The sequence below is a fragment of the Microbacterium awajiense genome, assembly GCF_039536545.1.
Taxonomy (GTDB): domain Bacteria; phylum Actinomycetota; class Actinomycetes; order Actinomycetales; family Microbacteriaceae; genus Microbacterium; species Microbacterium awajiense.
Map to the genome: position 1 here is coordinate 588,832 of NZ_BAAAYU010000005.1, position 25,259 is coordinate 614,090.

The window sequence follows — 25,259 nt, forward strand, 5'->3', positions numbered from 1 at the left end:
CGGGGGTTTCGTCTTTCTCCGCCACGCGTCAGGTGGTGCGCCGAGACCCTGCGGGGCATGCTGGGGTCATGACCACACCGGAGTGGGTGCGACACGAGGGCTTGAAGGCCTGGGTCGCCGAGATGGCCGAATTGTGCACGCCGACCGACATCCATTGGTGCGACGGCTCAGACGACGAGTACGACGCGCTGTGCGAGCAGCTGGTCGAGGCGGGCACGTTCATCCGACTCAACCCCGAGCTGCGGCCGCGCAGCTTCCTCGCCCGCAGCGACCCGAGCGATGTCGCCCGCGTCGAGGAGCGCACCTTCATCTGCTCGCGGTCGGAAGAGGATGCCGGGCCCACCAACAACTGGATGGACCCCCGCGCGATGACAGCCATCCTGCGACCGCTGTTCACCGGCAGCATGGCCGGGCGGACCATGTACGTGGTGCCGTTCAGCATGGGTCCGCTCGGATCGCCCATCGCGCAGCTCGGCGTGCAGATCACCGACTCGCCGTACGCCGTGGTGAGCATGAAGATCATGACGCGCATGGGCCGGGCCGCTCTCGACGTGCTCGGCGACGACGGCGACTTCGTGCCGTGCATGCACACGGTCGGCGCACCGCTCGCTCCCGGCGAGGAGGATGCCGCGTGGCCGTGCGACGCCGAGAAGTACATCGTGCACTTCCCGGAGACACGCGAGATCTGGTCGTACGGTTCGGGCTACGGCGGCAATGCCCTGCTGGGCAAGAAGTGCCTCGCCCTGCGGATCGCGTCGGCGATGGCCCGCGACGAGGGCTGGCTAGCCGAGCACATGCTCATCCTGGGCGTCACCGACCCGAAGGGCGAGAAGACCTACGTGGCGGCGGCCTTCCCCAGCGCGTGCGGCAAGACGAACTTCGCGATGCTCGTGCCGCCACCGGTGTTCGCCGACGAGGGGTGGAAGGTCACGACGGTCGGCGACGACATCGCGTGGATCAAGCCGGGCGATGACGGCCGCCTCATGGCGATCAACCCCGAGGCCGGCTACTTCGGTGTCGCGCCGGGCACCTCCGAGACGACCAATCCGAGCGCGATGGAGTCCGTGCGCTCCGACACGATCTTCACGAACGTCGCCCTCACCGATGACGGCGACGTGTGGTGGGAGGGGATGGGCGATCCGCCCGCGCATCTCATCGACTGGCAGGGGAACGACTGGACCCCGGATGCCGGCACCAAGGCCGCGCACCCCAACTCGCGGTTCACCTCGCCCGCCACGCTCAACCCCGCGCTCGATGAGGCGTGGGACGACCCGGCCGGCGTTCCGCTCAGCGCCTTCGTCTTCGGCGGTCGGCGCGCGGGCACGATCCCGCTCGTGACCCAGAGCTTCAACTGGGCGTTCGGCGTCTACATGGCGGCGACGATGGGGTCGGAGACCACGGCCGCCGCCTTCGGAAAGCAGGGCGTGGTGCGCCGCGATCCGTTCGCGATGCTGCCGTTCGCGGGCTACCACATGGGCGACTACATCAATCACTGGCTGGGCTTCGGGCGCAGCATCCGCAACCCTCCGCGCATCTTCCAGGTCAACTGGTTCCGGCGGGCCGAGGACGGCCGGTTCCTGTGGCCCGGGTTCGGCGAGAACATGCGCGTGCTGCAGTGGATCGTCGCGCGCGCTCGCGGGCGGGCGCTGGCGATCGAGAGTCCCCTGGGCTGGGTGCCCCGCTACGAGGACCTGACATGGGACGGCCTGGACTTCTCAGAGGAGGACTTCTTCGCCTGCATGGCCGTCAACCGCCGTGACTGGACCTCGGAGCTGCTCGACGTCGAGGAGCTGTTCATGAAGCTCTACACGCGGCTGCCGAAGGAGATGGAGATGATCCGCTCCCTCACGACGAGCGCGCTGTGGCGCTCGCCGAAGAAGTGGGAGATGAACCCCGACCCGACGTGAGCAGGTTCCCGGCGAAGAAGGCCGCCAGCTCGTCGGTCGCCGTCAGCGGCAGCACGGCGGCGACGTACTGGTCGGGGCGCACCACGACGACGACGCCGTCGCGCGAGAGCTCGCGCTCGGCGAAGATGTCTGCGCTGCGCCAGGCGTCCGGGCCGGCCGCGTAGACCTTCTCCCAGTCGGTGAGGCCCAGCGGTCCGGTCTTCGGCAGGAACACCTCCGGCACCTGCGCGATGTCGACGTCATCGAACGCCTGCTGGTACACGACCTTGACGTCGAACACGGCGTCAAGGTCGGCGCCTGCGGGTGTGTGGCGCGCCAGAGGCGAGGCATCCGTCGCGAGCCACGAGGCCCACTCGGCCAGCGCTGACGGCCGCCCGGCCGCGGCGGAGTCGGCGAAGGCGTAGACGCGCCACCGCCCGTCGGCCTTCGCGTGGTGGCCCAGGTGGATGACGTTGCCGTCGCACACGCGGGTGACCTCGACGGATTTGAATCGCTTGCCCAGCGGGAAGCCGGCCGCCAGCGCCTGGTGCTCGTCGGCGCCCACGAGCGCCGACGGTCCGTACTGCGTCATGAAGCCCGACGGGAATTCGGCGGTGCCCAGGTAGAAGGTCGCGAGCTCCTGCGGATCCGAGATCTCTTCGGGCTTGCGGGCCATGAGCGACGACCATTCGCGGTCGAAGTCGATGAGCTGCTGCGCGACCGGCTGCCGCTCGGCCGAGTAGGTCTCGAGGATCGCTTCGGGGCTGAGTCCGGTCAGCACGTGCCCCAGCTTCCAGCCGAGATTGAAGCCGTCCTGCATCGACACGTTCATGCCCTGCCCCGCCTTCGCGCTGTGGGTGTGGCACGCGTCACCCGTGAGGAACACGCGCGGCTCACGACCACCGTCGTCGGGCATGTCGTCGAATCGGTCGGTCACACGGTGGCCGACCTCGTACACGCTGTGCCATGCGACCTCGCGCACGTCGATCGTGTACGGATGCAGGATCTCGTTCGCCCTGCGGATGATCTCTTCGATCGGGGTCTGCCGCACGCGGTGATCGTCGTCGGCGGCGACCTCGCCGAGATCGATGTACATCCGGCTGAGGTAGCCGCCCTCGCGCGGGATGTGCAGGATGTTGCCCGCCGCGGCGTTGATCGCGCACTTGATGCGCCAATCGGGGAAGTCGGTGTTGACGAGCACGTCCATGACGCCCCACGCGTGCGCCGAGAACTCGCCGACATGCCGCCGGCCGATGGCCTCGCGCACGGCACTGCGCGCTCCGTCGCATCCGGCGACGTACTTCGCCCGCACCGTGCGCTCCTCGCCGGCGCGAGGGCCCGTGGAGTGGCGCACGCGCACCTCGACCGGGTACTCGCCGTCACCATGCACCGTGAGGCCCACGAACTCCACGCCGTAGTCGGGAACGATCCGCCCCGGTCCCTGCGCGGCCGCCTCGGCGAAGTAGTCGAGCACGCGTGCCTGATTGACGATCAGGTGCGGGAACTCGCTGATCTTGAACGCGTAGTCCTCGGTGCGGGCCGTGCGGACGATGTTCCCCGGGTTCTCGGGGTCGGGACCCCAGAAGTTCATCCACGCGATGTTGTACGCCTCGGCGACGATGCGCTCGGCGAACCCGAACGCCTGGAACGTCTCGACGCTGCGGGGCTGGATGCCGTCCGCCTGGCCGAGCACGAGACGGCCCTCGCGTCGCTCGATGATCCTCGTCGACACATCGGGGAACTGCGCCAGCTGCGCGGCCAGCAGCATTCCCGCCGGTCCCGACCCGACGATGAGCACGTCGGTCGTGTCGGGAAGATCGACCGGACGGTCGACGCCCGTGCCCGCGGCCTCCTGCCGGCGCGGGTCGCCCGAGACGTACCCGTGGTGGTGGAACTGCATCAGCGTGTCTCCTGATCCGACATCGTCGTCACCCGCGATGCTAGGCCTTCGACAGGCCGTACACCGGGCTCTCGGCCTGCTGATCCTCGTGATCGGGACCGAGCGGGATGCCGCTGCGGTCACGCAGCAGCAGGGTCGCGGCGAGGCCGACCAGCGTCATGCCGGCGAGGTACCACGTGACCCCGTCCGTCGACCCGGTGGCCTGAACGATGGCCTGCGCGATGGTCGGCGCGAACGCGCCGCCGACGATGGCACCCAGCGCATACGAGATCGAGACGCCCGAGAAGCGGATCGACGCGGGGAACAGCTCGCTGTACAGCGCCGCCTGCGGACCGTAGGTGAAGCCGAGGCCGATCGCGAGGAAGCCGAGCGAGACGAAGATCAACGCCGGGTTCGCGGTGTTCACGAGCGGGAACAGCAGCACCACCCCGGCCAGCTGCAGCACCCAGCCGATGATGTATGTCGTGCGCCGACCGATGCGGTCGCTGAGGTACCCGGCCGTCCACGTGGAGATGAGCCAGACCACGGCCGATCCGGTCACCGCCCACAGGATGTCGGCGGTGGGCAGGCCGACGGGTCCTGCAGGATCGGTTGCGTACCGCTGGATGTATCCCCCGGTCGTCATGTATCCGACGGCGTTGTTGCCGGCGAACACGAGCGCCGCGATCACGACGAGCAGGGCGTGCTTGCGGAACAGCTGCACGATCGGCATCCGGGTCTGCTCCTTGCGCTCGGCGATCTCGACGAACACCGGGCTCTCCTCGACGCGCCGACGCACCCAGTAGCCGACCACGATCAGCACGACGCTCAGCAGGAAGGGCACGCGCCAGCCCCACTCGAGGAACGCGTCGCCGGGGGCGATGACCGCCATGAGCGCCATGGTTCCGGATGCCAGCAGCAGGCCGATCGGCACGCCGATCTGCGGCGACGCGCCGAAGAGCCCGCGCTTGGCCTTCGGGGCGTGCTCGACGGCCATGAGGACCGCGCCGCCCCACTCGCCGCCGGCCGAGATGCCCTGCAGCACGCGCAGGAACACCAGCAGGACCGGCGCTGCGATGCCGATGGCGGCATATGTCGGCAGCAGACCGACCAGTGTGGTCGCGACGCCCATCAGGATCAGGGTGAGCATGAGCACGACGCGACGGCCGTACCTGTCGCCGTAGTGGCCGGCGAGGAACGCGCCGAGCGGACGGAAGAGGAAGCTGATGCCGACGGTGATGAACGACAGGATCTGCGCGAAGCCCTCACCGGCGGGCGCGAAGAAGAGCTGCGCGAAGACGAGGCCGGCCGCGAACGCATAGATGAAGAAGTCGTACCACTCGACCGTCGTACCGACGACGGTCGCGATGACGACCCTGCGACGGTCGGCGCCCGTGGAGATGGTTCCGGTGGGCGTGAACCCCTGGTCTGGCTGTGCGCTCATGCGCTGACTCCTTCGTCGATCGGACCTGACTGCACTGTCCCCGGCTCGGGTCCTGCGACCCTTGCCACCCGTTCGAGGATCATATACGATTTCGGATACGACGCAAGAGCGAGGGAGCTCATGACCATCGACCCCACTCCGGCCGACGCCGTGGACCCGCGATTCGCCGCTCTCCCGACCCGGCCCGGCAAGATCATCGCCGTCCACCTCAGCTACGAGTCGCGCGCCGCTCAGCGCGGCCGACGGCCCGAGCATCCGTCGTACTTCTTCAAGCCGTCGAGTTCGGTCGCCGCCTCGGGTGCGACGATCGACCGCCCCGCAGGCACCGAATTGCTCGCGTTCGAGGGCGAGATCGCACTCGTCATCGGCGGGCCGACGCGCGACGTGTCGCTCGAGGATGCCTGGGACCACGTCGGCTGGGTCACCGCGTCGAACGACTTCGGGCTCTACGACCTGCGTGCCGCTGACCGCGGCTCGAACGTGCGCTCCAAGGGGCGCGACGGCTTCACACCCATCGGCCCCGGCCTCATCGACGCCCGCGCGGTCGACCCCGCCGCACTCCGGGTGCGCACCTGGGTCGACGGTGAGCTCGTCCAGGACGACACCACGGCCGACCTCATCTTCCCGTTCGCGCAGATCGTCGCCGACCTCGCGCAGCACTTCACGCTCGAAACCGGCGACATCATCCTCACCGGAACCCCCGCGGGCTCATCGGTCGTCGTGCCCGGCGATGTGGTCGAAGTCGAGGTGGATGCCCCGACCGCTGAGGGCGCGCCGACGACGGGGCGCCTGGTGTCCAGGGTCGCCGAGGCACCCGCATCCTTCGACCCCTCCCTAGGGTCGCTGCCCCGCGTCGACGACACACAGCGGGCCGAGGCGTGGGGCTCGCGCGAGGCGGCGGGGTTGCCGGTGGCGGCGGCCGGCCTGTCACCCGCACTGCGGACCAAGCTCGAGAAGACCCCGGTCGCCGGCCTCTCGCAGCAGCTGCGCAAGCGCGGGCTGAACAACGTGACGCTCGACGGCGTGCGCCCGATGCATCCGGGCGCCAAGCTCGTCGGCACCGCCCGCACGCTGCGCTTCGTCCCCCACCGCGAAGACCTCTTCGCCAGCCACGGCGGCGGCTACAACGCCCAGAAGCGCGCATTCGACGCGGTCGGCGAGGGCGAGGTCATCGTCATCGAGGCCCGCGGCGAGCGCGGATCGGGAACGCTCGGCGACATCCTCGCCCTCCGCGCCCACGCCCGGGGTGCAGCCGGCATCGTCACCGACGGCGGGGTGCGCGACCACGACGCGGTCGCCGCGGTCGGCATCCCGGTGTACTCCTCGGGCGCCCACCCCGCCGTCCTCGGTCGCAGGCACGTGCCGTGGGACACCGACCTCACCATCGCGTGCGGCGGGGCGACGGTGCAGCCCGGTGACGTCATCGTCGGCGATGCCGACGGGGTGATCGTCATCCCACCCGCCCTCGCCGAGGAGGTCGCGGACGCCGCGATCGCGCAGGAGGACGAGGATGCCTGGATCGCCGCCCGCGTTGCCGAGGGGCACCCCGTCGACGGGCTGTTTCCGATGAACGACGACTGGCGCCGTCGCTACCGCGAGGACACCGGCCGATGAGCACGCCCACCGCGACCACCGACGTCACGAGCAAGTCGGAGCGCGCGTACGCGTGGATCCGCGAGCGCATCGCCCGCAGCGAGTACGGCCCCGGCTACCGTCTCGTGCTCGGCACCATCGCTGAGGCCCTCGACATGAGCGTCGTGCCCGTGCGCGAGGCCGTCCGCCGGCTCGAGGCCGAGGGCCTGGTGACCTTCGAGCGCAACGTCGGCGCCCGGGTCGCCGTCGTCGACGAGAGCGAGTACGTCTTCACGATGCAGACGCTCGGGGTCGTCGAGGGTGCGGCCACGGCGCTGTCGGCAGCCCGCTTGAGCGACGACGACCTCGACCGCGCGCTCGAGGTGAACCGGCGCATGGAGCGGCTGCTCGACCACTTCGACGCGCACGAATTCACCCAGCTCAACCAGCGGTTCCACTCGGTGCTGTTCGAACCGTGCCCCAATCCGCACCTGCTCGACCTCGTCCACCGCGGGTGGAACCGGCTGTCCGGCATCCGCGACTCGACGTTCGCGTTCGTACCGGGACGCGCCCGCCACTCCGTCGAGGAGCACGCCGAGATCATCGAGCTCATCCGCGCACGGGCCGATCCGACCGAGATCGAGCTGGCTGCGCGCCGGCACCGCTGGCGCACGATGGACGCCTTCATCGCGTCGCGCCACCCCGAAGACCACACGACCTCCACCGAAGGAGCTCCCTCATGACCGACACCGCACAGGCGACGTCGTCGCGGCACGTTCCCGACGATCTGCCCACCCGCATCCAGCACTACATCGACGGCGCCTTCGTCGACTCGGTCGACGGCGCGACGTTCGACGTGCTCGACCCGGTCTCGAACGAGACCTACCTGCAGGCCGCAGCCGGCACGAAGGCCGACATCGACCTCGCGGTGACCGCCGCGCGCCGGGCGTTCACGGAGGGCCCCTGGCCCCGGATGCTGCCGCGCGAGCGCTCGCGCATCCTGCACCGCATCGCCGACATCGTCGAGTCGCGCGACGCGCGGCTCGCCGAGCTCGAGTCGTTCGACTCGGGTCTGCCCATCACGCAGGCCCTCGGGCAGGCGCGTCGAGCCGCCGAGAACTTCCGCTTCTTCGCCGACCTGATCGTGGCGCAGTCCGACGACACCTACAAGGTGCCGGGGCGCCAGATCAACTACGTCAACCGCAAGCCCATCGGCGTGGCGGGCCTGATCACACCGTGGAACACCCCGTTCATGCTCGAGTCGTGGAAGCTCGGTCCGGCACTGGCCACCGGCAACACCGTGGTGCTCAAGCCCGCCGAGTTCACACCGCTGTCGGCATCGCTGTGGGCGGGAATCTTCGAAGAGGCGGGTCTGCCGCGGGGAGTCTTCAACCTCGTCAACGGCCTCGGTGAGGACGCCGGCGACGCGCTCGTGAAGCATCCGGACGTGCCGCTCATCTCGTTCACCGGCGAGAGCTCGACCGGCCAGCTCATCTTCGGCAATGCCGCCCCCTTCCTGAAGGGCCTGTCGATGGAACTCGGCGGCAAGTCGCCGGCCGTCGTGTTCGCCGACGCCGACCTGGACGCCGCGATCGACGCGACGATCTTCGGGGTCTTCTCGCTCAACGGCGAGCGGTGCACCGCGGGCAGCCGCATCCTGGTGCAGCGCGAGGTGTACGACGAGTTCGTCGAGCGCTACGCCGCCCAGGCCGAGCGCGTCGTCGTGGGATACCCGCATGACCCCGCGACCGAGGTCGGGGCGCTCGTGCACCCCGAGCACTTCGACAAGGTGATGGGCTACATCGAGATCGGCAAGACTGAAGGACGCCTCGTCGCCGGCGGCGGCCGCCCCGACGGGTTCGACGAGGGCAACTTCGTCGCCCCGACCGTGTTCGCCGACGTGTCACCCGACGCGCGCATCTTCCAGGAGGAGATCTTCGGTCCCGTCGTCGCGATCACCCCCTTCGACACCGACGAAGAGGCACTGGCTCTCGCGAACGGCACCAAGTACGGTCTCGCCGCGTACATCTGGACCAACGACCTCACGCGCGCCCACAACTTCTCGCAGGCGGTCGAGGCGGGCATGGTGTGGCTCAACTCCAACAACGTGCGGGACCTGCGCACCCCGTTCGGCGGGGTCAAGGCGTCGGGGCTGGGCCACGAGGGCGGCTACCGCTCGATCGACTTCTACACCGACCAGCAGGCCGTGCACATCACGCTCGGCAAAGTCCACAACCCCACGTTCGGCAAGGGAGCCTGACATGAGCCACCGCGACGGAATGACCCTGACCTCGTCGGGCTTCTTCGTGAGCCAGGAGGCTCCGATCCACACCGACAACCCCGTCCCGACCCCGCAGGCACCGGCGCCAGACATCCTGCGCTGCGCCTACATGGAGCTCGTCGTCACCGACCTCGCGGCATCCCGGAAGTTCTACGTCGACGTGCTGGGCCTGTACGTCACCGAAGAGGACGCCGAGGCCGTCTACCTCCGCTCGACCGAGGAGTTCATCCACCACAATCTCGTGCTGCGCCAAGGCGAGATCGCCGCCGTCGCCGCGTTCTCGTATCGGGTGCGCGCGGCCGAAGACCTCGACAAGGCGGTTGCGTTCTACGAGGAACTCGGATGCCGCGTCGAGCGCCGGGCCGAGGGCTGGACGAAGGGCATCGGCGAGTCGGTGCGCGTCACCGATCCGCTGGGCTTCCCCTACGAGTTCTTCTTCCAGACCGAGCACGTCGAGCGCCTGTCGTGGCGGTACGACCTGCACACGCCGGGCGAGCTGGTGCGACTCGACCACTTCAACCAGGTGACCCCCGATGTGCCGCGCGCCGTGAAGTTCATGCAGGATCTCGGCTTCCGCGTCACCGAAGACATCCAGGACGACGAGGGCACGGTCTATGCGGCGTGGATGCGCCGCAAGCCGACCGTGCACGACACCGCGATGACCGGCGGCGACGGCCCGCGCATGCACCACGTCGCGTTCGCCACGCACGAGAAGCACAACATCCTCGCGATCTGCGACAAGCTCGGCGCCCTGCGCATGTCGGACCGCATCGAGCGCGGTCCCGGGCGCCATGGCGTCTCGAACGCGTTCTACCTGTACCTGCGCGATCCCGACGGCCACCGCGTGGAGATCTACACGCAGGACTACTACACCGGCGACCCCGACAACCCGGTCGTCACGTGGGACGTGCACGACAACCAGCGGCGCGACTGGTGGGGCAACCCCGTGGTGCCGTCGTGGTACACCGAGGCATCCCTCGTGCTCGACCTCGACGGGAACCCGCAGCCGGTGGTCGCGCGCACCGACTCGTCTGAGATGGCGGTCACGATCGGCGCCGACGGCTTCAGCTACACCCGCCCCGACGACGCCGACGAGATGCCGACGTGGAAACAGGGCGAGTACAAGCTCGGCCACCAACTCTGATGCTCTCCTCCGACACCATCGCGCAGCTGGCCGAGGAGCTGGCCGAGGCCGACCGCACGCATTCGGTCATCCCGCGCATCACCGCGCGGCATCCGGATGCCACGGTCGAAGACGCGTACGCGATCCAGGGCGTCTGGCGCGACCGCAACCTGGCGGCGGGCCGGCGCCTGGTGGGCCGCAAGATCGGCCTCACGTCGAAAGCGATGCAGCAGGCCACGGGCATCAGCGAGCCCGATTACGGCGTCATGTTCGACGACACGGTCTACGACTCCGGAGCGGACATCCCCGTCGACCACTTCTCGAACGTGCGCATCGAGGTCGAGCTCGCGTTCGTGCTGAAGACGCCGCTGGCCGGCCCGGACTGCACACTCGACGACGCACTGGCCGCGATCGACTACGCCGTTCCCGCACTCGAGGTGCTGAACTCGCACATCGAGCTGGAGGGCCGCACGATCGTCGACACCATCAGCGACAACGCCGCCTACGGCGCGATGGTGCTCGGCGACGTGCACCGTCGACCCGACGAGGTCGATCTGCGCTGGGTGCCGGGCGTGCTCTCGCGCAACGGCGAGATCGAAGAGACCGGCGTCGCCGCCGGCGTGCTCGGCCACCCCGCCACCGGCGTCGCGTGGCTGGCGAACAAGTTCCACCAGCACGGCGCGCATCTGGAGGCGGGGGAGATCATCCTGGCAGGCTCGTTCACGAGGCCGATGTGGGTCTCGCGCGGCGATGCCGTGCACTGCGACTTCGGACCGATGGGAACCATCTCATGCCGCTTCGTCTGACACCGACCTTTCGCGACGCGCTCGGCGAGGCCTCCCGACCGCTTGCCGGCATGTGGGTGTGCAGCGGCTCGCCGCTGGTCGCCGAGATCGCTGCGGGGTCAGGCCTGGACTGGCTGCTCATCGACATGGAGCACGCCCCGAACGGCCCCCAGTCGGTGCTCGGGCAGCTGCAGGCCGTCGCCGCGTACCCGGTGACGCCGGTCGTGCGCGTTCCGATCGGCGACGCGGTCGTCATCAAGCAGGTGCTCGACCTCGGCGCGCAGAACCTGCTCGTGCCGATGGTGAACAGCGCAGCGGATGCCGCAGCCGCCGTCGAGGCGGTGCGCTACCCGCCCCGCGGCCGCCGGGGCGTCGGCTCGGCGCTGAGTCGCTCGGCACGGTGGAACCGCGTGGACGGATACCTCGCCGACGGCGATGCGCATGTGTCGCTGTTCGTGCAGGTCGAGACTGCGGACGCGGTCGCTGCGGCCGGCGAGATCGCCGCCGTCGACGGCGTCGACGGCGTCTTCGTCGGCCCGAGCGACCTGGCCGCATCGATGGGCCTCCTCGGAGCCCAGACCCACCCCGACGTGGTCGCGGCCGTTCGCTCGGCCTTCGCCGCAGTGATCGCAGCCGGCAAGCCCGTCGGCGTGAACGCGTTCGACCCGGAGACGGCCGACGCGTACCTCGAGGCGGGCGCGGCGTTCATCCTCGTCGGGGCCGACGTCTCGCTGCTGGCACGCGGCTCCGAAGCCCTCGCGACGCGCTTCATCGACGCCGCCGACGGCGGCGAGCGCGCGAGCTACTGACCCCGGGCGCGACTGGTCCTCCAATCCGATCCGGTGTATCACTGCGAACAACCAGTGCACCTAGAGGGAGAGGACCATGTCGCGACGCATTCACGCTCGAAGCTGGGCCGCGCTGGTCGGCATCGTCAGCGCGGGGGCCTTCCTCGCGGCATCCGCGCTAGTGGCGCTGATCGTCGACCCGACGGTGAACCCGTTGCTCGCGGTCGGCGGATTCGTGATCGACATCGTGCCGCAGCCGGTCAAGGAGTTCGCGATCACAGCCTTCGGCACGTGGGACAAGGCGGTGCTGCTGGGCTCACTGGGGCTGGCCGGGGTGCTCGGTGCCGCGATCGCCGGCATCCTCCAGTTGCGGCGCCCGCCGACGGGCGTGGCACTGCTGGCCATCGCGTGCGCGGGGGCGACGGCGGCCGTTCTGACGAGGGCCGGCGCGTCGGCGCTGTCGCTCATCCCGCCGGTGGTGGGTGCGATCGTGGCGTGCGGTCTGCTCGTCGAGTTGTCGATGCGACTGCGGCGGTGGGCAGGCAGCACCGACGGCGCCGAGCGCGGTCCCGGCGATCGTCGTCGGTTCCTCGTTGCGACCGGTGTCTCTGCGGCCGCTGCCGTGCTCGTCGGCGTCGGCGCGACGATGGCGAACGGAGTGCGCACCTCGATCGCGAGCGCGCGCCGAGCATTGCGGCTGCCCGAGCCCGCCGGTCGCGTACCGGTACCCGCAGGTGCTGAGCTCGAGGTCGACGGCATCTCGCCGCTGTTCACGCCCAACGCCGAGTTCTACCGCGTCGACACGGCGCTCGATCCGCCCCGCATCGACCCCGGAACGTGGCGGCTCACGATCGACGGGATGGTCGACGAGGAGATCGAGCTGACCTTCGACGACCTGGTGGAGCGTGGGCTCGACGAGTACGCGATCACCCTCACCTGCGTCTCGAACGAGGTCGGCGGCGACCTCGTCGGCACAGCGAAGTGGTGGGGCGTACCCGTGCGCGACCTGCTGCGACTGGCGGTGCCGCACAGCGACGCCGACATGGTGCTCTCACGCAGCGTCGACGGCTTCACCGCGAGCACGCCCCTGGAGGCGCTCACCGACGACGGGCGCGACGCGATCCTCGCGGTCGCGATGAACGGCGAGCCGTTGCCGGTCGAGCACGGGTTCCCGGTGCGCATGGTGGTGCCCGGACTGTACGGCTACGTGTCGGCGACGAAGTGGCTCGAGCGGTTGACGGTGACGACCTTCGCCGACGACGAGGCGTACTGGACGCCGAGAGGGTACTCCGCCCGCGCGCCGATCAAGTTCGCCTCGCGCATCGACACCCCGCGGGCGGGCTCGCGCGTCGACGCCGGCACGGTCGCCCTCGCGGGCGTGGCCTGGGCGCAGACGGTCGGCATCGAGCGCGTCGAGGTGAGCATCGACGACGGCGACTGGCAGAAAGCGACCCTGTCCACGCCGGTCAACACCGACACGTGGGTGCAGTGGATGCTGGAGTGGGAGGCCACCCCGGGCACCCACTTCGCGACGGTGCGCGCGGTGAACCGCGACGGCGAGCTGCAGGTGCAGGACCGCACGCCGATCGCCCCGGACGGCGCGACCGGATGGCAGCGCATCCTCGTCACCGTCGTCTGAGCGCAGACGCGGTCACTCGGCGACGATGACGTCGACCTGGATCTCGGCGGCCAGCCGCTCGAGGTCGGCGGCCACGGCCGACAGGTCGACGGATGCCGGAACGCGCGCGACGACGGTCGCCTCGAACAGGCGACCGCCGAACATCGCCGTCTCGCTGGTGTGCGTGGTCATGCGGTCGATGCTGAGGTCGTGTCCGCGCAGCACCGCCGTCACCTCGCGCACGATGCCGGGGTGGTCGTTGCCGAGCACCGTCAGCTCGATGTCGCGGTCCACCGCGGCTGCGGCATCCGCCTCGCGCCCCGCGTGCACCGCCACCGTCAGCCCGTCGATGCCGGACAGCGCGTCTCGGAGTTCGTCGACGCGGTCGGGGGTCACCGAGACCTCGATCACCCCGGCGAACGCACCGGCGAGCTCGGCCAGTTCGCTGTTCTCCCAGTTGCCGCCGTGTGCGTCGACGATGTCTGCGACCGCGGCGACGAGGCCGGCGCGATCGTCGCCGACGACGGTGAGGACGAGTGAGGTCACCCGTTCAGGCTAGCGAGCATCTGCTCCATGCGCTTGATCTCGATGTCCTGGTCGGCCTCGACGTGCAGAGCGAAGCGGTCGATCTCGGTTTCGAGACCACCGCCCGCGTCGTACAGGTCGTGCACCATCTCGATCGCGCCCTGGTGATGGAAGATCATGAACTCGAGGAACAGGCGATCGAACTCGTCCCCGCTCGCGGCTTCGAGCTGCGCGAGCTGCGCGTCGGTGAGAATGCCCGGCATGTCGGCCGCGTGGTCGGCGTGGTCGGCGTCGGGATCGCGCACCGGCTCGCCGCGCTCGCGCAGCCAGGTCTCGAGGAGCACGATCTCGTCGGTCTGGCTGAGCTCCATCCGCTCGGCGAGCAGCTTCACGTCCTCATCGCCGGCCCGGTCGGGCACGTAGCCGGTCATCTGGATGGCCTGCGTGTGGTGGTGCAGCATGTCCCGCACGAAGTCGACGTCGACCGCCGTGTGCGGCGGGCTCGCGAGTTCGGCGGCCTCCTCGGGCGACAGGGTGCGGTTGTCCTCGCCCGGAGCACCCAACTGGACGATCGGCGCCGAGGCCTCGGGCACGTCGTCCTCCGAGCCGGTGCAGGCGGCGAGCCCGACCGCGAGCGCGATCACCGTCGCCGCGCCGCCGGTTCGTGCGAGCCACTTCATTCCGTCATCTCCGGTCTCCTCCTCGAACCGCACCGTCGAGTGCGCTCTCAGCATTGTGCGTCATTTCTGCGGCGTTGCCGATCACGAGACGGCCACGGTCGTCACCAGGTCGTCTCGCGCAGCTTCGCCACCGCCGGCAGATCGGGCGTCGCCCAGTCGACGCTGTCGAGATCGTCGGGACCCAGCCACGCGAGTGCATCGTGATCGGTGCTGACCGTCGGCGGCGCTGCGGCGAGACGCACGTGGAAGCACACCAGGCGGATGACGCGACCGTCGACCGGAGTGTCATCGCACGTGAACGGGCGCGCATCGAGCACCTCGATGCCGAGCTCCTCGCGGACCTCACGGCGCAGCGCCTGCTCTGCCGTCTCATGAGGCTCGATCTTGCCCCCGGGAAACTCCCACCGGCCGGCGGCCGCCCGACCCGGAGCACGCCGACAGGCGAGGACGCGGCCGTGGTCGACGACGACGGCCGCGACCACCTCGAGCGGGGGGTCTTGGCGGGGCATGACACCGATCCTGCCAGGAAGGGCTGATGAGCGCCCACTTTGCATCTCCAAAGTCGATCGTGACGCGCACCTTACACAAATCTCCTCATAAAAGGCTGGCGATTTGCATGGACTTAGTAATAGATTCCTCATACAGACAACTGCGTCTACCGCTGGATGATCCGTCCCCAGCGGCAGTCCTCCGGTCGGCGAAGTGTCTAGACATACGAGAGTGTGCAATTCGCCCAGGGAGGCCCCCGCCATGACAATCCGTTCCACCCACTCACCGCGATGGCGCAAGCGCACCGTCGCCGCCGTCGGAGCCATCGTGCTCGGCGCATCGATGCTCGGCGCCACTGCGGCGACCGCTGCCGATGACCCCCGCGAGGGTCTCGGCGCCGGTTTCTACGACGCCGAGCAGGCTGCGTCGAACATCGATCTGCTCGGATCGCTGCCCAAGGAGGGCCCGTTCGCCGCGAACTCCGGTGCGTACAACTCCGACCTGACCTTCACCGGCGACCACGCGATCGTGGGCAGCTACTGGGGCTTCCAGGTCTACGACATCAGTGACCCGGCCGCGCCCGCGTTGGACGGCTCGTTCGTGTGTCCCGGCGGTCAGGGTGACGTCTCCGTCTACGGCGACCTCCTCTTCATGTCGGTCGAGCAGACCAGCGGTCGCCTCGACTGCGGCGACCAGGGAGCATCGGGCAGCGTGAACCCCGAGCGCTTCCGCGGCGTGCGCATCTTCGACATCAGCGACCTCGCCAACCCGCAGCAGATCGCCACGGTCCAGACCTGCCGCGGTTCGCACACGCACACCGTCGTGACCGATCCCGCTGATGCAGAGAACATCTACATCTACGTGTCCGGCACGTCGAGCATCCGTTCGGGCTCCGAGCTCGAGGGATGCACCGACAGCCCGGCGTCGAGCAACCCTGCCGCGTACGTGGACGCCAACGGCGAGATGATCTACACGTCGAGGTTCCTCGTCGAGGTCATCAAGGTGCCGCTCGCGGCTCCCGAGACCGCCGCCGTCGTCAACAAGGCCCGCCTGTTCCAGAACCAGGAGACCGGCAACCAGCACGGACTGTGGGCTGGCGGCAACCACGGCACGGGAACGCAGTCGACGTCGCTCACCGACGCCTGCCACGACATCACGGCCTACCCCGAGATCGGGCTCGCCGCCGGTGCGTGCGAGGGCAACGGCATCCTGATCGACATCAGCGACCCGGCGAACCCGGTGCGCATCGACGCGGTCACCGACCCCGGCTTCGCCTACTGGCACTCGGCCACGTTCAACAACGACGGCACGAAGGTCGTCTTCACGGACGAGTGGGGCGGCGGAAGCGGCGCACGCTGCCGCGAGAGCGACCCCGAGACGTGGGGCGCTGACGCGATCTTCGACATCGTGGACGGCAAGCTCGAGTTCGCCAGCTACTACAAGCTGCCGGTGATCCAGACGTCGCAGGAGAACTGCGTCGCCCACAACGGCTCGCTGATCCCGATCCCCGGCCGCGACGTCATGGTCCAGGCCTGGTACCAGGGCGGACTCTCGGTGTGGGACTTCACCGACAGCGCCAACCCGGTTGAGCTCGCGTACTTCGACCGCGGCCCGATCAGCCCCACGAGCCTGGTGCTCGGCGGCTACTGGTCGACCTACTGGTACAACGGCAACGTGCTCGGCAGCGAGATCCAGCGTGGATTCGACTCGTTCGCGCTCACGCCGAGCGACATGCTGTCGGCCAACGAGATCGCGGCGGCCGCGATGGTTCAGTTCCCTGAGATCAATGTGCAGGGTCAGGTCATGTACACCCACGAGCCGAGCGTCACGCTCGCCCGTGCGTACGTCGACCAGGCCGAGCGCGCCGGCACCCTCAGCGGCAACGACCTGAAGCAGGTTCGCAAGAGCCTCGACCAGGCCGAGCACCTGATGAGCACGTCCGCTTCGGACCGTGCGATCGTCGCTCAGCTGACGAACGCAGCGCGCAAGGGAGCTGCGGACGCTGCGGTGGTCCAGGCGGTGAATGACCTGGCAGCCACCCTCGGCTGACGCAGTGACGTCCGGTACCGCGACCGGACTTCACAGCACAGAAGCACCCCGGGCCCTGGGCCCGGGGTGCTTCTGCGTGCAGTCGCTGTTCACGAAGTGCGGAGAATCACGCGGACGTCGGATGCCTTCGCCCCGGATGGTCCGAAGTTCGCGGAGATCTCCGAGGGTCGTGAGTGCGGCGTCTACAGCTCGCCAGGAGACATCGCCTGATCGTCGATCTCCTCGACGATGCGGCGGGCGCGGCTCGGCGCACCGGGTCGACGGGGTGCGTAGACGACCAGCGAGTGGAAGACGAAGCGCACGATGAACGCGACGGCGAGCGTGATGGCGGCAGCGATGACCGGCAGGAAGTGCCAGGACTCGACCATGACCGCAAGCACGGGGATGCGGATGAGCGCCTCGGCGTTATTGAACGTGAACGACTTCGCGAAGCGCACCCACACGGTGGACGCCTCGCCTCGCATGTCGTGGAAGACGAACCGCTCCTGCATCAGGAAGTTGCCGATGATCGTCGTCTCGGCGCCGATGATCGCCGCGATGATGTAGTCGACGCCGAGGCTTGTGAGCCCCCACATGATCGCCAGGTTGACGACGGCCCCGAGTCCGCCGATCACGGCGAACAGCGACATCTTGCCGAAGCGCAGCGCGGTCAGCTGCATGATGAAGTGCCCGCCCTGACGCAGCGTCGCCTTGGAATCGCCGGCAGAGCGATGAGCGAAGTCGAACGGCACCTCGGCGACCCTCAGGTTCTTGCGGGCGAGGATCTCGAGCAGGATCTTGAAGCCGCGCGGCTTGAGCGGCGCGCCGTCGAGACAGCCGCGGTCGATGAGGAAGAAGCCCGTCATCGGGTCGCTCACGTTCGACAGCCGGATCGGGAACATCGCGCGCGTGAGCATGGTGGAAAGCTTCGACACGAGGATGCGGCGCTTATCGGCCAGCCCCCCGGTGGCCCAGCCGCCGGCGTAGCGCGACGCGATCACGAGATCGACGTCGCCCTGCTCGAAACGATCGAACAGATCGGGGATGGTCTCGGGCGGATGCTGCAGGTCGCCGTCCATCACGAGACAGGCATCCGCCTGCGCCGCCGCGATTCCCGCCATCACCGCACCACCAAGGCCGCCCGTCGGGCGATCCCGGTGGATGATCCGCACGGGAACGTCGGTCGACGCGGCCGCGTCGCGGATGGCGTCGGGGGTGGCATCGGTGCTGTCGTCGACGAACACGATCTCGGCGTCGATGCCCTCCAGCGCCTCGGAGGCGCGGCGGATCAGCTCCGCGACGTTCGGAGCCTCGTTGAAGGTGGGGACGATGATCGAGAGCTGCACTGCGTCCCATCGTCGCATGTGCGGGCCGCGCCGGCATCCGGCGCCCGCCCAGCATCCATGCCCGAGAATGGAAGGATGACCTCGAACTCGACCATCACCATGTTCGGCGCCGACTGGTGCCGCGACTGCATCCGCACCAAGACCCAGCTCGACACCCTGGGCATCCACTACACGTACGTCGATCTGGCGGCAGACCCCGCCGCGGCGGACGTGGCGCGCGAGATTTCGGGCCGCACGAACATCCCTGTCGTCGTGTACCCCGACTCGTCGCACCAGGTCGAGCCGTCGAACGCCGACGTCGAGGCCAAGCTGCGCGAGCTCGCCCTTCTCTGACACGGCGCGGCGCGCTCAGTAGCCTGAGGGCATGAGCGAAGGCGTCGAACGCAACACCCGCACCATCGAGGGGTCGGTCGTCACCGACTTCGCCGACCGGATGAGCTACGGCGGCTATCTCGACCTCGACACACTGCTGTCGGCTCAGCGGCCGCTGAGCGACCCCGAGCACCACGACGAGCTGCTGTTCATCATCCAGCACCAGACGACCGAGCTGTGGTTGAAGCTCGTGCTGCATGAGCTCGGCGCCGCCTGCCGGCTGCTGCGCGAGGATCAGCTCTCGCCGGCGCTGAAGTGCATCGCACGTGTCAAGCACATCCAGAAGACCCTCACCGAGCAATGGTCGGTGCTGGCGACCCTGACTCCGGCCGAGTACGTGCAGTTCCGCGGCGTACTCGGCAACTCCAGCGGCTTCCAGTCGGCGCAGTACCGGGCGGTCGAGTTCACCCTCGGCAACAAGAACGCCGGCATGCTGCGCGTCTTCGACGCGGATCCCCCTGCCCTCGCGCTCGTGCGCGAGGCGCTGGAGTCGCCCAGCCTCTACGACGAGTTCCTGCGCCTGCTCGCGCGCGCCGGCTACCCGATCCCCGCCGAGATCCTCGACCGCGATGTCACCGAGGCCTGGACGTTCCACGCCGACCTCGTGCCGATCCTGACCGAGATCTACGCGGATCCGTCGACCCATTGGGCGGCCTACGAGACGTGCGAAGAGCTCGTCGACCTCGAGGACAATTTCCAGCTCTGGCGCTTCCGCCACCTGAAGACCGTCGAGCGCATCATCGGTCACAAGACCGGCACCGGCGGGTCGAGCGGCGTGCCGTTCCTGCGCCGGGCGCTCGAACTGACCTTCTTCCCCGAGCTGCTCGCGGTACGCACCGAGATCTCCTGATCGCCACCCTCGCGCACGAGGGCCGGGTGGGGCATGCCCCACCCGGCCCTCGTCGTCGTGACTACTCGATGACGACGGTGCCCCAGTCGTCCTCGGCCGCGCTGCCGTACAGCAGCAGCAGACCCGTCTCACTGGTGCCGTCGACGTCCGCGACGCTCACCGGCAGGGTGAGGTTCTCGCGGGGCTCGAGCACGGTCGACCCGACCGGCGTGTACTTCGGGGAGCCCACCGTGTACGACTGTCCTTCGATGGCGTCGGTGAGAGCGCCGGTGAAGTAGTTGTCGAACGCATAGACACTGAACCCGAACGTCTGACCCGCGGTGAGTCCCAGCGCCGCTGTCGGCACCGTGAACACCTGGGTCGACGAATCGAAACCGCCGATGTTGTAGTAGTACGCCGCCTGCGTGCCCGCACTGAGGTCGACGACGTAGATGATCGACTGACCGGTCGCGGCGAACCCGCCGGCCTCGGCGTTGTACAGCACGTAGTCATCGGTCCCGTCGTTGTCCGTGTCGATGTAGACGTCGAACTCCGCCGGGTACGTCAGCACCGTGCGGCGCTCGTACGTCGCCATCGCGAACTGCAGGACGGAGCCCGATTCGCGCACGCCGGTCGCGGCGAGGTCGATGACGGCGGCGTTGCTGCCGGGGCTGCCCGCGTCGGTCGCCGGCAGCTGCGGGCTGGTGCCCGTCAGTCCGAAGATGTCCACGGGGCCCGCAGCCACCCTCGACTTGTTGGCGATCCGCAGCGACGCCTCACCGTTCTTGACCTTCGCCGAGTCGGGCGCGGTGACCTCGGCCGCCTTGCGCGGCAGCACCGTCCAGCCGAGCTGCAGACTCTCGCCTGCGCCGGTGGCCGTGATCCATCCGTCGAACTCCGGCGCGTTCAGCGTCGTTCCGTCGCCGTTGGATCCGACATTGTCGAAAGGCCAGTCCGCGAGCTTCGAGCCGTCGATCTTGAGATGCACCTTCAGCTTCTGCGTCTTGCCCTTGGGCACGACACCGCCCGACGGGGTCACGCGCACCGAGACCGCACCCGACGCCTCGTCGGCGGGGTCGCGGAAGGAGACGTCGAACGAGTACTTCTCGTTCTTGTTCGACGTGTTGGTGATCGACGCCTCGATGGTCGTCTCATAGACGCCCGTGACCGAGGGGATGCCGAACCCGACGTTGCCGGCGCCGTCAGGGCCGGCCAACCAGCCCACGGCTGCGGCGGCCGGCGCGACGCGCACCTCACCCGCGCCGATACGCGAGATCGGGGTGACATCGAAGCCGGTCGCGGTCGGCGTGGTGTTGGAGGAGTCCGCGGCGTTGAGCAGTCGCGCCTTGATCTCGGCCGGCGTCGCCGACGAGAACTTGTCGATCAGCAGCGCCGCCGCACCCGAGACCACCGGGGCCGCACCCGAGGTGCCGCCGAAGTTGGTCTCTTCGTCACCCGTGGCCGTTTCGGCCGACAGCCAGGCACCGGGTGCTCCGATGTCGGGCTTGGCGCGGTTGTCGGTCACGGTCACGCCGCGGCTCGACGTGCCGACCATCGTGTTGGCCAGCGAGATCGCCGTCGCCGGATCGATCGTGGCGACGACCGGGCCGGACGAGAGCGCGGTGACCAGTTCGATGCCGGACGCCTGGGTGATCGTCAGTGTCGGGATCGTCACCGGTTCGGCGCTGCCGAAGCTGAAGCTCGGAGCGTCACCGGCGACGTTGTTGTAGATGATCGCGGCGATCGCGCCCGCCTTCTGCGCGAACAGGGCCTTGTCCGACACGTTGCACGTACCGCGGGAGATCAGGGCGATCTTGCCCGCCGTGTCTGCCGAGAACGCGCCCTCGGAGCAGCCGACGCCGCCGGCGTCGGTGGGACGCACCAGCGGCGCCGAGATCACGCCGTCGGGCTGCGGCGACCACGACTGGTGCACCGACCGGTTGATCGTGATGCCGCGGTCAGTCGTGATGACCCACTGCAGGTCGTCCGGCAGCGCCGTCTGCGCCACGCTGATCACGCCGGGCGCCGACGAGGGCGAACCGACGATGAACGGGCGGTCGGCCGAGTTTCCGGCCGACGCGACCACGACGATGCCCGCGTGCACGAGGTTGGCCGCGGCGAACGACGAGTCGTCCTGGTCCTGGCCGTACGACGAACCGAGCGACATGTTGACGATGTCGACCGCGTCCGAGATGTCGCCGTCGCCGTTGGGGTCGAGCGACCAGTCGAGGCCCTGCAGCATCGCGACACCGTTGCACGAGGTCGCCACCGACGAGCAGACCTTGACGGCGTAGAGGTCGGCGCCGGGCGCGATGCCCAGGTGCGTCCCATCCGCGCTGCGGCCGCCGATGATGTCGGCGACGTGCGTGCCGTGGCCGCCGTTCCACGGTGCGACGCCGGGTGCGTCGATCGGATTCGCGTCTTCGACCACCGCGCCGTTGGGCCAGGCGTCGCCGACGAAGTCCCAGCCGCCCTTGACCTTGGGCGCGCCCGGTCCGAAGTAGTCCGCGCACGCGCCGGTCACGGGTGCGGATGCCCCGGCGAAGCACGTGTTGTAGAAGTCGACGTCGCCGGGACCGCCGAGGTTGGCGTGCGTGTAGTCGATGCCCGAGTCGAGCACGGCGACCCTCACGCCGCTGCCGTCGTAGCCGTCGTCGTGCAGCGCCGCCGCCTCGACGTACTCGATCGCCTGGGCGAGGCTGCCCGATTCGGCCGGATCCGCGCTGGTGGAGGAGTGAGTCTCGTATCGCGCGATGGGCGTGACCGAGATGACGTTGGGCAGTGCCGCGAGGTCATCGAGCTTCGAGGCATCCACCGAGACGGCCACGAGGTTCGCGGCGAGCTGAGTGCTGCCGAGCTCGGTGACGCCGAGCTTCTTCGCCTGTGCGGCGAAGGCCTTCTGCTGGCCGGCCACCTTGTCCTTCTTGGCCTTCTGCACGCCCTTCGAGGGTGCCTTGCCCTCGGCGAGGGCGCCGTCGGTGACCGATTCGGCGATCGACGGCTCTGCGAGACGGACGGTCACCTCGACCGTTCCGGTCGCACCCTCGAGGCTGGTCGACAGCCCGAGCGGCTCGGGCGCCTCGACGGTGGGGTCGAGCGCCCCGTCGGGGATCGGCACCGGTGCCGGGTCGCTCAGTCCCGGCGCCGCGGAGGCCATGGGCGCTGCGCCCAGAACGAGAACAGGCACCGCCGCGACCGCGACGATGCCCGAGACGATACTGCGTAGTCGATGATTCAACGAACACTCCCTCGTAGGAAAGGACGAAGACGCTCCTCGTCGAGCGCCTACACAGGGAACTCTAAGCCGACGCTCAAGATCAGGCAATGCCCGCGCGCCGGCCTTCCCCGCGCCCGAGGCCGGCCGTCCTAGACTGGCGGGATGGCCGCCCTGTCGCTGCGGGAGATCCTCGGTCCGCACGCGCGACGGTGCCACCGTGCTCTCACCGGCGAGACCGGAACGGCACTGCCGCCGCTGATCGACCACCACGTCCACGTGGCCCTGATCGACGAGCGCGACCTGCCCGCCGGGGGGATCGCGGGCATCCTCGACCTCGGCGGCGATCCCGCGGCGCTCGCCCGGCATGCGCGTCGGCCGATGCCCGCCCTCGCCTACGCGGGGGCCTTCCTCACCGCCGTCGGCGGCTACCCGGTGGGCCGGACGTGGGCGCCGGCCGATATCGTGCGCGAGGTGAGCACGGCCTCGGATCACCCGGGGGTCCCGGGCGGGGCCGCGACCGAGGTCGACGCGCAGGCCGAGTTCGGGGCATCCGTGGTCAAGGTCGTGCTGCACGACGGCGCGCCCACCCTCGACGACGCGATCCTCGCGGCGATCGTGCGCCGCGCCCGCGAGCGCGGACTGCCGGTGGTGGCGCACGTCGAAGGCGACGGGATGACCGCGCGCGCCCTGGCCGCCGGCGTCGACGCGCTCGCGCACGTGCCGTTCATCGAACGCCTCGACCGCGACCTCGTCGAACGGGCCGCACGCGCCGGGCAGCGCTGGATCTCGACGTTCGCCATCCACGGCGACGACGACCGGGCGACCGCGGTCGCCAACGCCGCCGCCTTCCTCGACGCCGGCGGCACCCTGCTGTACGGAACGGACCTCGGCAATGGCGACCTGCCGAGCGGCGTCAACGAGGCCGAGCTCGCCGCTCTCGCCGACGCGGGACTGCACCCTGCCGGGATCGTCGCCGCCATGACCGACCCCTGGCCGGCCGGTCGGGTGCCCCCGGGCGTCACGACCTTCGTCCCCGGTCCTCCGCCGACTGCCGACGACGCCGTGCCGGCATGGCTGTCCGCCGCCACCGTCGTCCCCACCGAGGAGCTGCTCCACGATGACCTCTGAACTCGACGCCACGGCGTCCGCCCACGACGGCGCCGATCCGTTGCGTCACTACCGGTCGCTGTTCACCGGAGCCGAGACTCCGCTCGTCTACTTCGACGGCAATTCGCTGGGGCGGCCTCCGTTGGCGGTCGCGGAGATGCTCGCCGGCTTCGTCGACGACGAGTGGGGCGGGCGACTGATCCGCGGGTGGGACGAACGGTGGATGCGGCTGCCCTTCGACATCGGCGACCGGATCGGGAAGGTCGCGATCGGGGCTGCGCCCGGTCAGACCGTGATCGGCGATTCGACGACGGTGCTGCTGTACAAGCTCGTGCGAGCGGCTCTCGCCGAACGACGCGCCGCCGACCCCGCGCGGGTCGAGATCGTCGTCGACCGCGACAATTTCCCCACCGACCGCTTCATCGTCGAGGGCATCGCCGCGGAGTGCGGGGCGCGGGTGCGATGGATCGACGTCGACCTCGACGGCGGGGTGACGTCGGAGGCGCTGCGCTCCGCGGTGGGTGCGCACACCGCCGTGGTGCTGCTCAGCCACGTCGCCTACCGTTCGGGCTACCTCGCCGACGCCGCCGAACTCACGGCGATCGCCCACGGCGCCGGCGCCTTGATCGTGTGGGACCTCTGCCACTCGGCGGGGTCGGTGCCGGTGCGCAGCGACGAGTGGGGCTTCGACCTCGCCGTCGGCTGCACGTACAAGTACCTGAACGGCGGACCGGGATCACCGGCGTTCGCCTACGTCGCCGAGCGGCTGCAGCCGGTTCTCGCTCAGCCCATCCAGGGCTGGATGGGGGCAGCCGACGTGTTCGCCATGGGCCCCGAGTACGCGCCCGGCGACGGCATGCGCCGCTGGCTGTCGGGCACGCCGCCGATCCTCGGGATGCTGCCGATGACCGTCACGCTCGACATGCTGGAGTCGGCGGGCATCGTCGCGGTGCGGGCCAAGTCGATCGAGCTGACCGAGTTCGCCCTCGCCGTCAGCGACCGGATCCTGGCCCCGCTCGGGGTGAAGGTCGCCTCGCCTCGCGACCCCGACCTGCGCGGAGGACACCTCACCCTGTCGCATCCGACCATGCGGGCGGTGACGCAGCGACTGTGGCAGGGCGATGTGATCCCCGACTATCGCGAGCCCGACGGGCTGCGCATCGGACTGTCGCCGCTCTCGACCAGCTTCGGTGAGGTCGTGCGCGGCCTGCGCAGGGTCGCCGACGCCGTGCGCGACCTCTCGGACGACACCCACTGACACGGCGCGGCCCGCCGCTGATCTACACTGCC

Annotated in this window: 20 protein-coding genes; 13 read left to right on the top strand and 7 right to left on the bottom strand. The window is 69.5% G+C overall.

Going from position 1 to position 25,259, the window contains the following annotated elements; genetic code table 11:
• Nucleotides 1–68 precede the first annotated feature (68 nt).
• Nucleotides 69–1,907 (top strand): phosphoenolpyruvate carboxykinase (GTP), encoded by a 1,839-nt coding sequence (locus ABD663_RS09455; protein ID WP_344737826.1) that lies wholly within the window; start codon nt 69–71, stop codon nt 1,905–1,907.
• On the opposite strand, the gene ABD663_RS09460 is transcribed toward ABD663_RS09455, so the two are convergent.
• Together ABD663_RS09460 and ABD663_RS09465 are read right to left on the bottom strand one after the other, a co-directional pair.
• Nucleotides 1,846–3,786 (bottom strand): FAD-dependent monooxygenase, encoded by a 1,941-nt coding sequence (locus ABD663_RS09460; RefSeq protein ID WP_344737828.1) that lies wholly within the window; start codon nt 3,784–3,786, stop codon nt 1,846–1,848. The two genes, ABD663_RS09455 and ABD663_RS09460, sit on opposite strands and share 62 nt — an antisense overlap.
• A gap of 40 nt (nt 3,787–3,826) precedes the next feature.
• Nucleotides 3,827–5,209, bottom strand: coding sequence for an MFS transporter (locus ABD663_RS09465; protein ID WP_344737830.1), 1,383 nt, complete (start codon nt 5,207–5,209; stop codon nt 3,827–3,829).
• A 120-nt stretch (nt 5,210–5,329) separates the two neighbouring features.
• Between ABD663_RS09465 and ABD663_RS09470 the strand changes: the two genes are divergently transcribed.
• From ABD663_RS09470 to ABD663_RS09500, 7 genes are all read left to right on the top strand, one after another.
• On the top strand, nt 5,330–6,823 hold the full coding sequence (locus ABD663_RS09470; protein WP_344737832.1) for a fumarylacetoacetate hydrolase family protein: 1,494 nt from the start codon (nt 5,330–5,332) through the stop codon (nt 6,821–6,823).
• Nucleotides 6,820–7,524, top strand: coding sequence for a GntR family transcriptional regulator (locus ABD663_RS09475; RefSeq protein WP_344737834.1), 705 nt, complete (start codon nt 6,820–6,822; stop codon nt 7,522–7,524). The genes ABD663_RS09470 and ABD663_RS09475 overlap by 4 nt, the downstream gene beginning before the upstream one ends.
• Complete coding sequence (gene hpaE / locus ABD663_RS09480; protein WP_344737836.1) at nt 7,521–9,041, top strand: 5-carboxymethyl-2-hydroxymuconate semialdehyde dehydrogenase; 1,521 nt, start codon at nt 7,521–7,523, stop codon at nt 9,039–9,041. The genes ABD663_RS09475 and hpaE overlap by 4 nt, the downstream gene beginning before the upstream one ends.
• Nucleotide 9,042: 1 nt before the next feature.
• Nucleotides 9,043–10,206 carry a 3,4-dihydroxyphenylacetate 2,3-dioxygenase gene (gene hpaD / locus ABD663_RS09485; RefSeq protein WP_344737838.1) on the top strand — a complete coding sequence of 388 codons (1,164 nt, stop codon included), beginning with the start codon at nt 9,043–9,045 and terminating at the stop codon, nt 10,204–10,206.
• Nucleotides 10,206–10,991, top strand: coding sequence for a 2-keto-4-pentenoate hydratase (locus ABD663_RS09490; protein WP_344737840.1), 786 nt, complete (start codon nt 10,206–10,208; stop codon nt 10,989–10,991). Before hpaD ends, ABD663_RS09490 begins: the two co-directional genes overlap by 1 nt.
• Nucleotides 10,976–11,779 carry an aldolase/citrate lyase family protein gene (locus ABD663_RS09495; protein WP_344737843.1) on the top strand — a complete coding sequence of 268 codons (804 nt, stop codon included), beginning with the start codon at nt 10,976–10,978 and terminating at the stop codon, nt 11,777–11,779. Before ABD663_RS09490 ends, ABD663_RS09495 begins: the two co-directional genes overlap by 16 nt.
• Before the next feature lie 76 nt (nt 11,780–11,855).
• The gene (locus ABD663_RS09500; RefSeq protein WP_344737846.1) at nt 11,856–13,397 is read left to right on the top strand and encodes a molybdopterin-dependent oxidoreductase; all 1,542 of its coding nucleotides are present in this window, start codon (nt 11,856–11,858) and stop codon (nt 13,395–13,397) included.
• A gap of 12 nt (nt 13,398–13,409) precedes the next feature.
• Here the strand turns inward: ABD663_RS09500 and ABD663_RS09505 are convergent, their stop codons facing one another.
• From ABD663_RS09505 to ABD663_RS09515, 3 genes are read right to left on the bottom strand one after another with little or no spacing between them, the layout of a single operon-like run.
• Nucleotides 13,410–13,922, bottom strand: a complete 513-nt coding sequence (locus tag ABD663_RS09505) for a glycine cleavage system transcriptional repressor (protein WP_344737848.1) — start codon at nt 13,920–13,922, stop codon at nt 13,410–13,412.
• Nucleotides 13,919–14,635: a DUF305 domain-containing protein gene (locus tag ABD663_RS09510; protein WP_344737850.1), complete on the bottom strand. Its 717-nt coding sequence runs from the start codon at nt 14,633–14,635 to the stop codon at nt 13,919–13,921. Before ABD663_RS09510 ends, ABD663_RS09505 begins: the two co-directional genes overlap by 4 nt.
• Before the next feature lie 47 nt (nt 14,636–14,682).
• A complete protein-coding gene (locus ABD663_RS09515; protein ID WP_344737852.1) occupies nt 14,683–15,090 on the bottom strand; it encodes a (deoxy)nucleoside triphosphate pyrophosphohydrolase in 408 nt (135 codons plus the stop codon).
• A 241-nt stretch (nt 15,091–15,331) separates the two neighbouring features.
• On the opposite strand from ABD663_RS09515, the gene ABD663_RS09520 reads away from it, so the two are divergent.
• Nucleotides 15,332–17,119: an LVIVD repeat-containing protein gene (locus ABD663_RS09520; RefSeq protein ID WP_344737854.1), complete on the top strand. Its 1,788-nt coding sequence runs from the start codon at nt 15,332–15,334 to the stop codon at nt 17,117–17,119.
• A 182-nt stretch (nt 17,120–17,301) separates the two neighbouring features.
• On the opposite strand, the gene ABD663_RS09525 is transcribed toward ABD663_RS09520, so the two are convergent.
• Complete coding sequence (locus ABD663_RS09525) at nt 17,302–18,444, bottom strand: glycosyltransferase (RefSeq protein ID WP_425561774.1); 1,143 nt, start codon at nt 18,442–18,444, stop codon at nt 17,302–17,304.
• A gap of 75 nt (nt 18,445–18,519) precedes the next feature.
• Between ABD663_RS09525 and ABD663_RS09530 the strand changes: the two genes are divergently transcribed.
• Nucleotides 18,520–18,777 carry a glutaredoxin domain-containing protein gene (locus ABD663_RS09530; RefSeq protein WP_344737856.1) on the top strand — a complete coding sequence of 86 codons (258 nt, stop codon included), beginning with the start codon at nt 18,520–18,522 and terminating at the stop codon, nt 18,775–18,777.
• 31 nt (nt 18,778–18,808) lie between these two features.
• On the top strand, nt 18,809–19,666 hold the full coding sequence (gene kynA / locus ABD663_RS09535; RefSeq protein WP_344737858.1) for a tryptophan 2,3-dioxygenase: 858 nt from the start codon (nt 18,809–18,811) through the stop codon (nt 19,664–19,666).
• A gap of 61 nt (nt 19,667–19,727) precedes the next feature.
• Here the strand turns inward: kynA and ABD663_RS09540 are convergent, their stop codons facing one another.
• The gene (locus ABD663_RS09540; protein ID WP_344737860.1) at nt 19,728–22,802 is read right to left on the bottom strand and encodes a S8 family serine peptidase; all 3,075 of its coding nucleotides are present in this window, start codon (nt 22,800–22,802) and stop codon (nt 19,728–19,730) included.
• Between the two features lie 222 nt (nt 22,803–23,024).
• Between ABD663_RS09540 and ABD663_RS09545 the strand changes: the two genes are divergently transcribed.
• Nucleotides 23,025–23,990, top strand: a complete 966-nt coding sequence (locus ABD663_RS09545; protein WP_344737862.1) for a hypothetical protein — start codon at nt 23,025–23,027, stop codon at nt 23,988–23,990.
• A complete protein-coding gene (locus ABD663_RS09550) occupies nt 23,980–25,227 on the top strand; it encodes a kynureninase (protein ID WP_344737864.1) in 1,248 nt (415 codons plus the stop codon). The genes ABD663_RS09545 and ABD663_RS09550 overlap by 11 nt, the downstream gene beginning before the upstream one ends.
• The last annotated feature ends 32 nt before the right edge of the window (nt 25,228–25,259 follow it).

What these genes read in the sequence shown, in the direction of transcription:
- ABD663_RS09550 (WP_344737864.1), top strand. Translation starts at nt 23,980, where the DNA reads ATGACCTCTGAACTCGACGCCACGGCGTCCGCCCACGACGGCGCCGAT.
- ABD663_RS09470 (WP_344737832.1), top strand. Translation starts at nt 5,330, where the DNA reads ATGACCATCGACCCCACTCCGGCCGACGCCGTGGACCCGCGATTCGCC.
- ABD663_RS09475 (WP_344737834.1), top strand. Translation starts at nt 6,820, where the DNA reads ATGAGCACGCCCACCGCGACCACCGACGTCACGAGCAAGTCGGAGCGC.
- ABD663_RS09530 (WP_344737856.1), top strand. Translation starts at nt 18,520, where the DNA reads ATGACCTCGAACTCGACCATCACCATGTTCGGCGCCGACTGGTGCCGC.
- hpaD (WP_344737838.1), top strand. Translation starts at nt 9,043, where the DNA reads ATGAGCCACCGCGACGGAATGACCCTGACCTCGTCGGGCTTCTTCGTG.
- ABD663_RS09500 (WP_344737846.1), top strand. Translation starts at nt 11,856, where the DNA reads ATGTCGCGACGCATTCACGCTCGAAGCTGGGCCGCGCTGGTCGGCATC.
- ABD663_RS09515 (WP_344737852.1), bottom strand. Translation starts at nt 15,090, where the DNA reads ATGCCCCGCCAAGACCCCCCGCTCGAGGTGGTCGCGGCCGTCGTCGTC.
- kynA (WP_344737858.1), top strand. Translation starts at nt 18,809, where the DNA reads ATGAGCGAAGGCGTCGAACGCAACACCCGCACCATCGAGGGGTCGGTC.
- ABD663_RS09545 (WP_344737862.1), top strand. Translation starts at nt 23,025, where the DNA reads ATGGCCGCCCTGTCGCTGCGGGAGATCCTCGGTCCGCACGCGCGACGG.
- ABD663_RS09465 (WP_344737830.1), bottom strand. Translation starts at nt 5,209, where the DNA reads ATGAGCGCACAGCCAGACCAGGGGTTCACGCCCACCGGAACCATCTCC.
- hpaE (WP_344737836.1), top strand. Translation starts at nt 7,521, where the DNA reads ATGACCGACACCGCACAGGCGACGTCGTCGCGGCACGTTCCCGACGAT.
- ABD663_RS09540 (WP_344737860.1), bottom strand. Translation starts at nt 22,802, where the DNA reads ATGGCCTCCGCGGCGCCGGGACTGAGCGACCCGGCACCGGTGCCGATC.
- ABD663_RS09495 (WP_344737843.1), top strand. Translation starts at nt 10,976, where the DNA reads ATGCCGCTTCGTCTGACACCGACCTTTCGCGACGCGCTCGGCGAGGCC.
- ABD663_RS09455 (WP_344737826.1), top strand. Translation starts at nt 69, where the DNA reads ATGACCACACCGGAGTGGGTGCGACACGAGGGCTTGAAGGCCTGGGTC.
- ABD663_RS09520 (WP_344737854.1), top strand. Translation starts at nt 15,332, where the DNA reads ATGACAATCCGTTCCACCCACTCACCGCGATGGCGCAAGCGCACCGTC.
- ABD663_RS09510 (WP_344737850.1), bottom strand. Translation starts at nt 14,635, where the DNA reads ATGCTGAGAGCGCACTCGACGGTGCGGTTCGAGGAGGAGACCGGAGAT.
- ABD663_RS09460 (WP_344737828.1), bottom strand. Translation starts at nt 3,786, where the DNA reads ATGCAGTTCCACCACCACGGGTACGTCTCGGGCGACCCGCGCCGGCAG.
- ABD663_RS09490 (WP_344737840.1), top strand. Translation starts at nt 10,206, where the DNA reads ATGCTCTCCTCCGACACCATCGCGCAGCTGGCCGAGGAGCTGGCCGAG.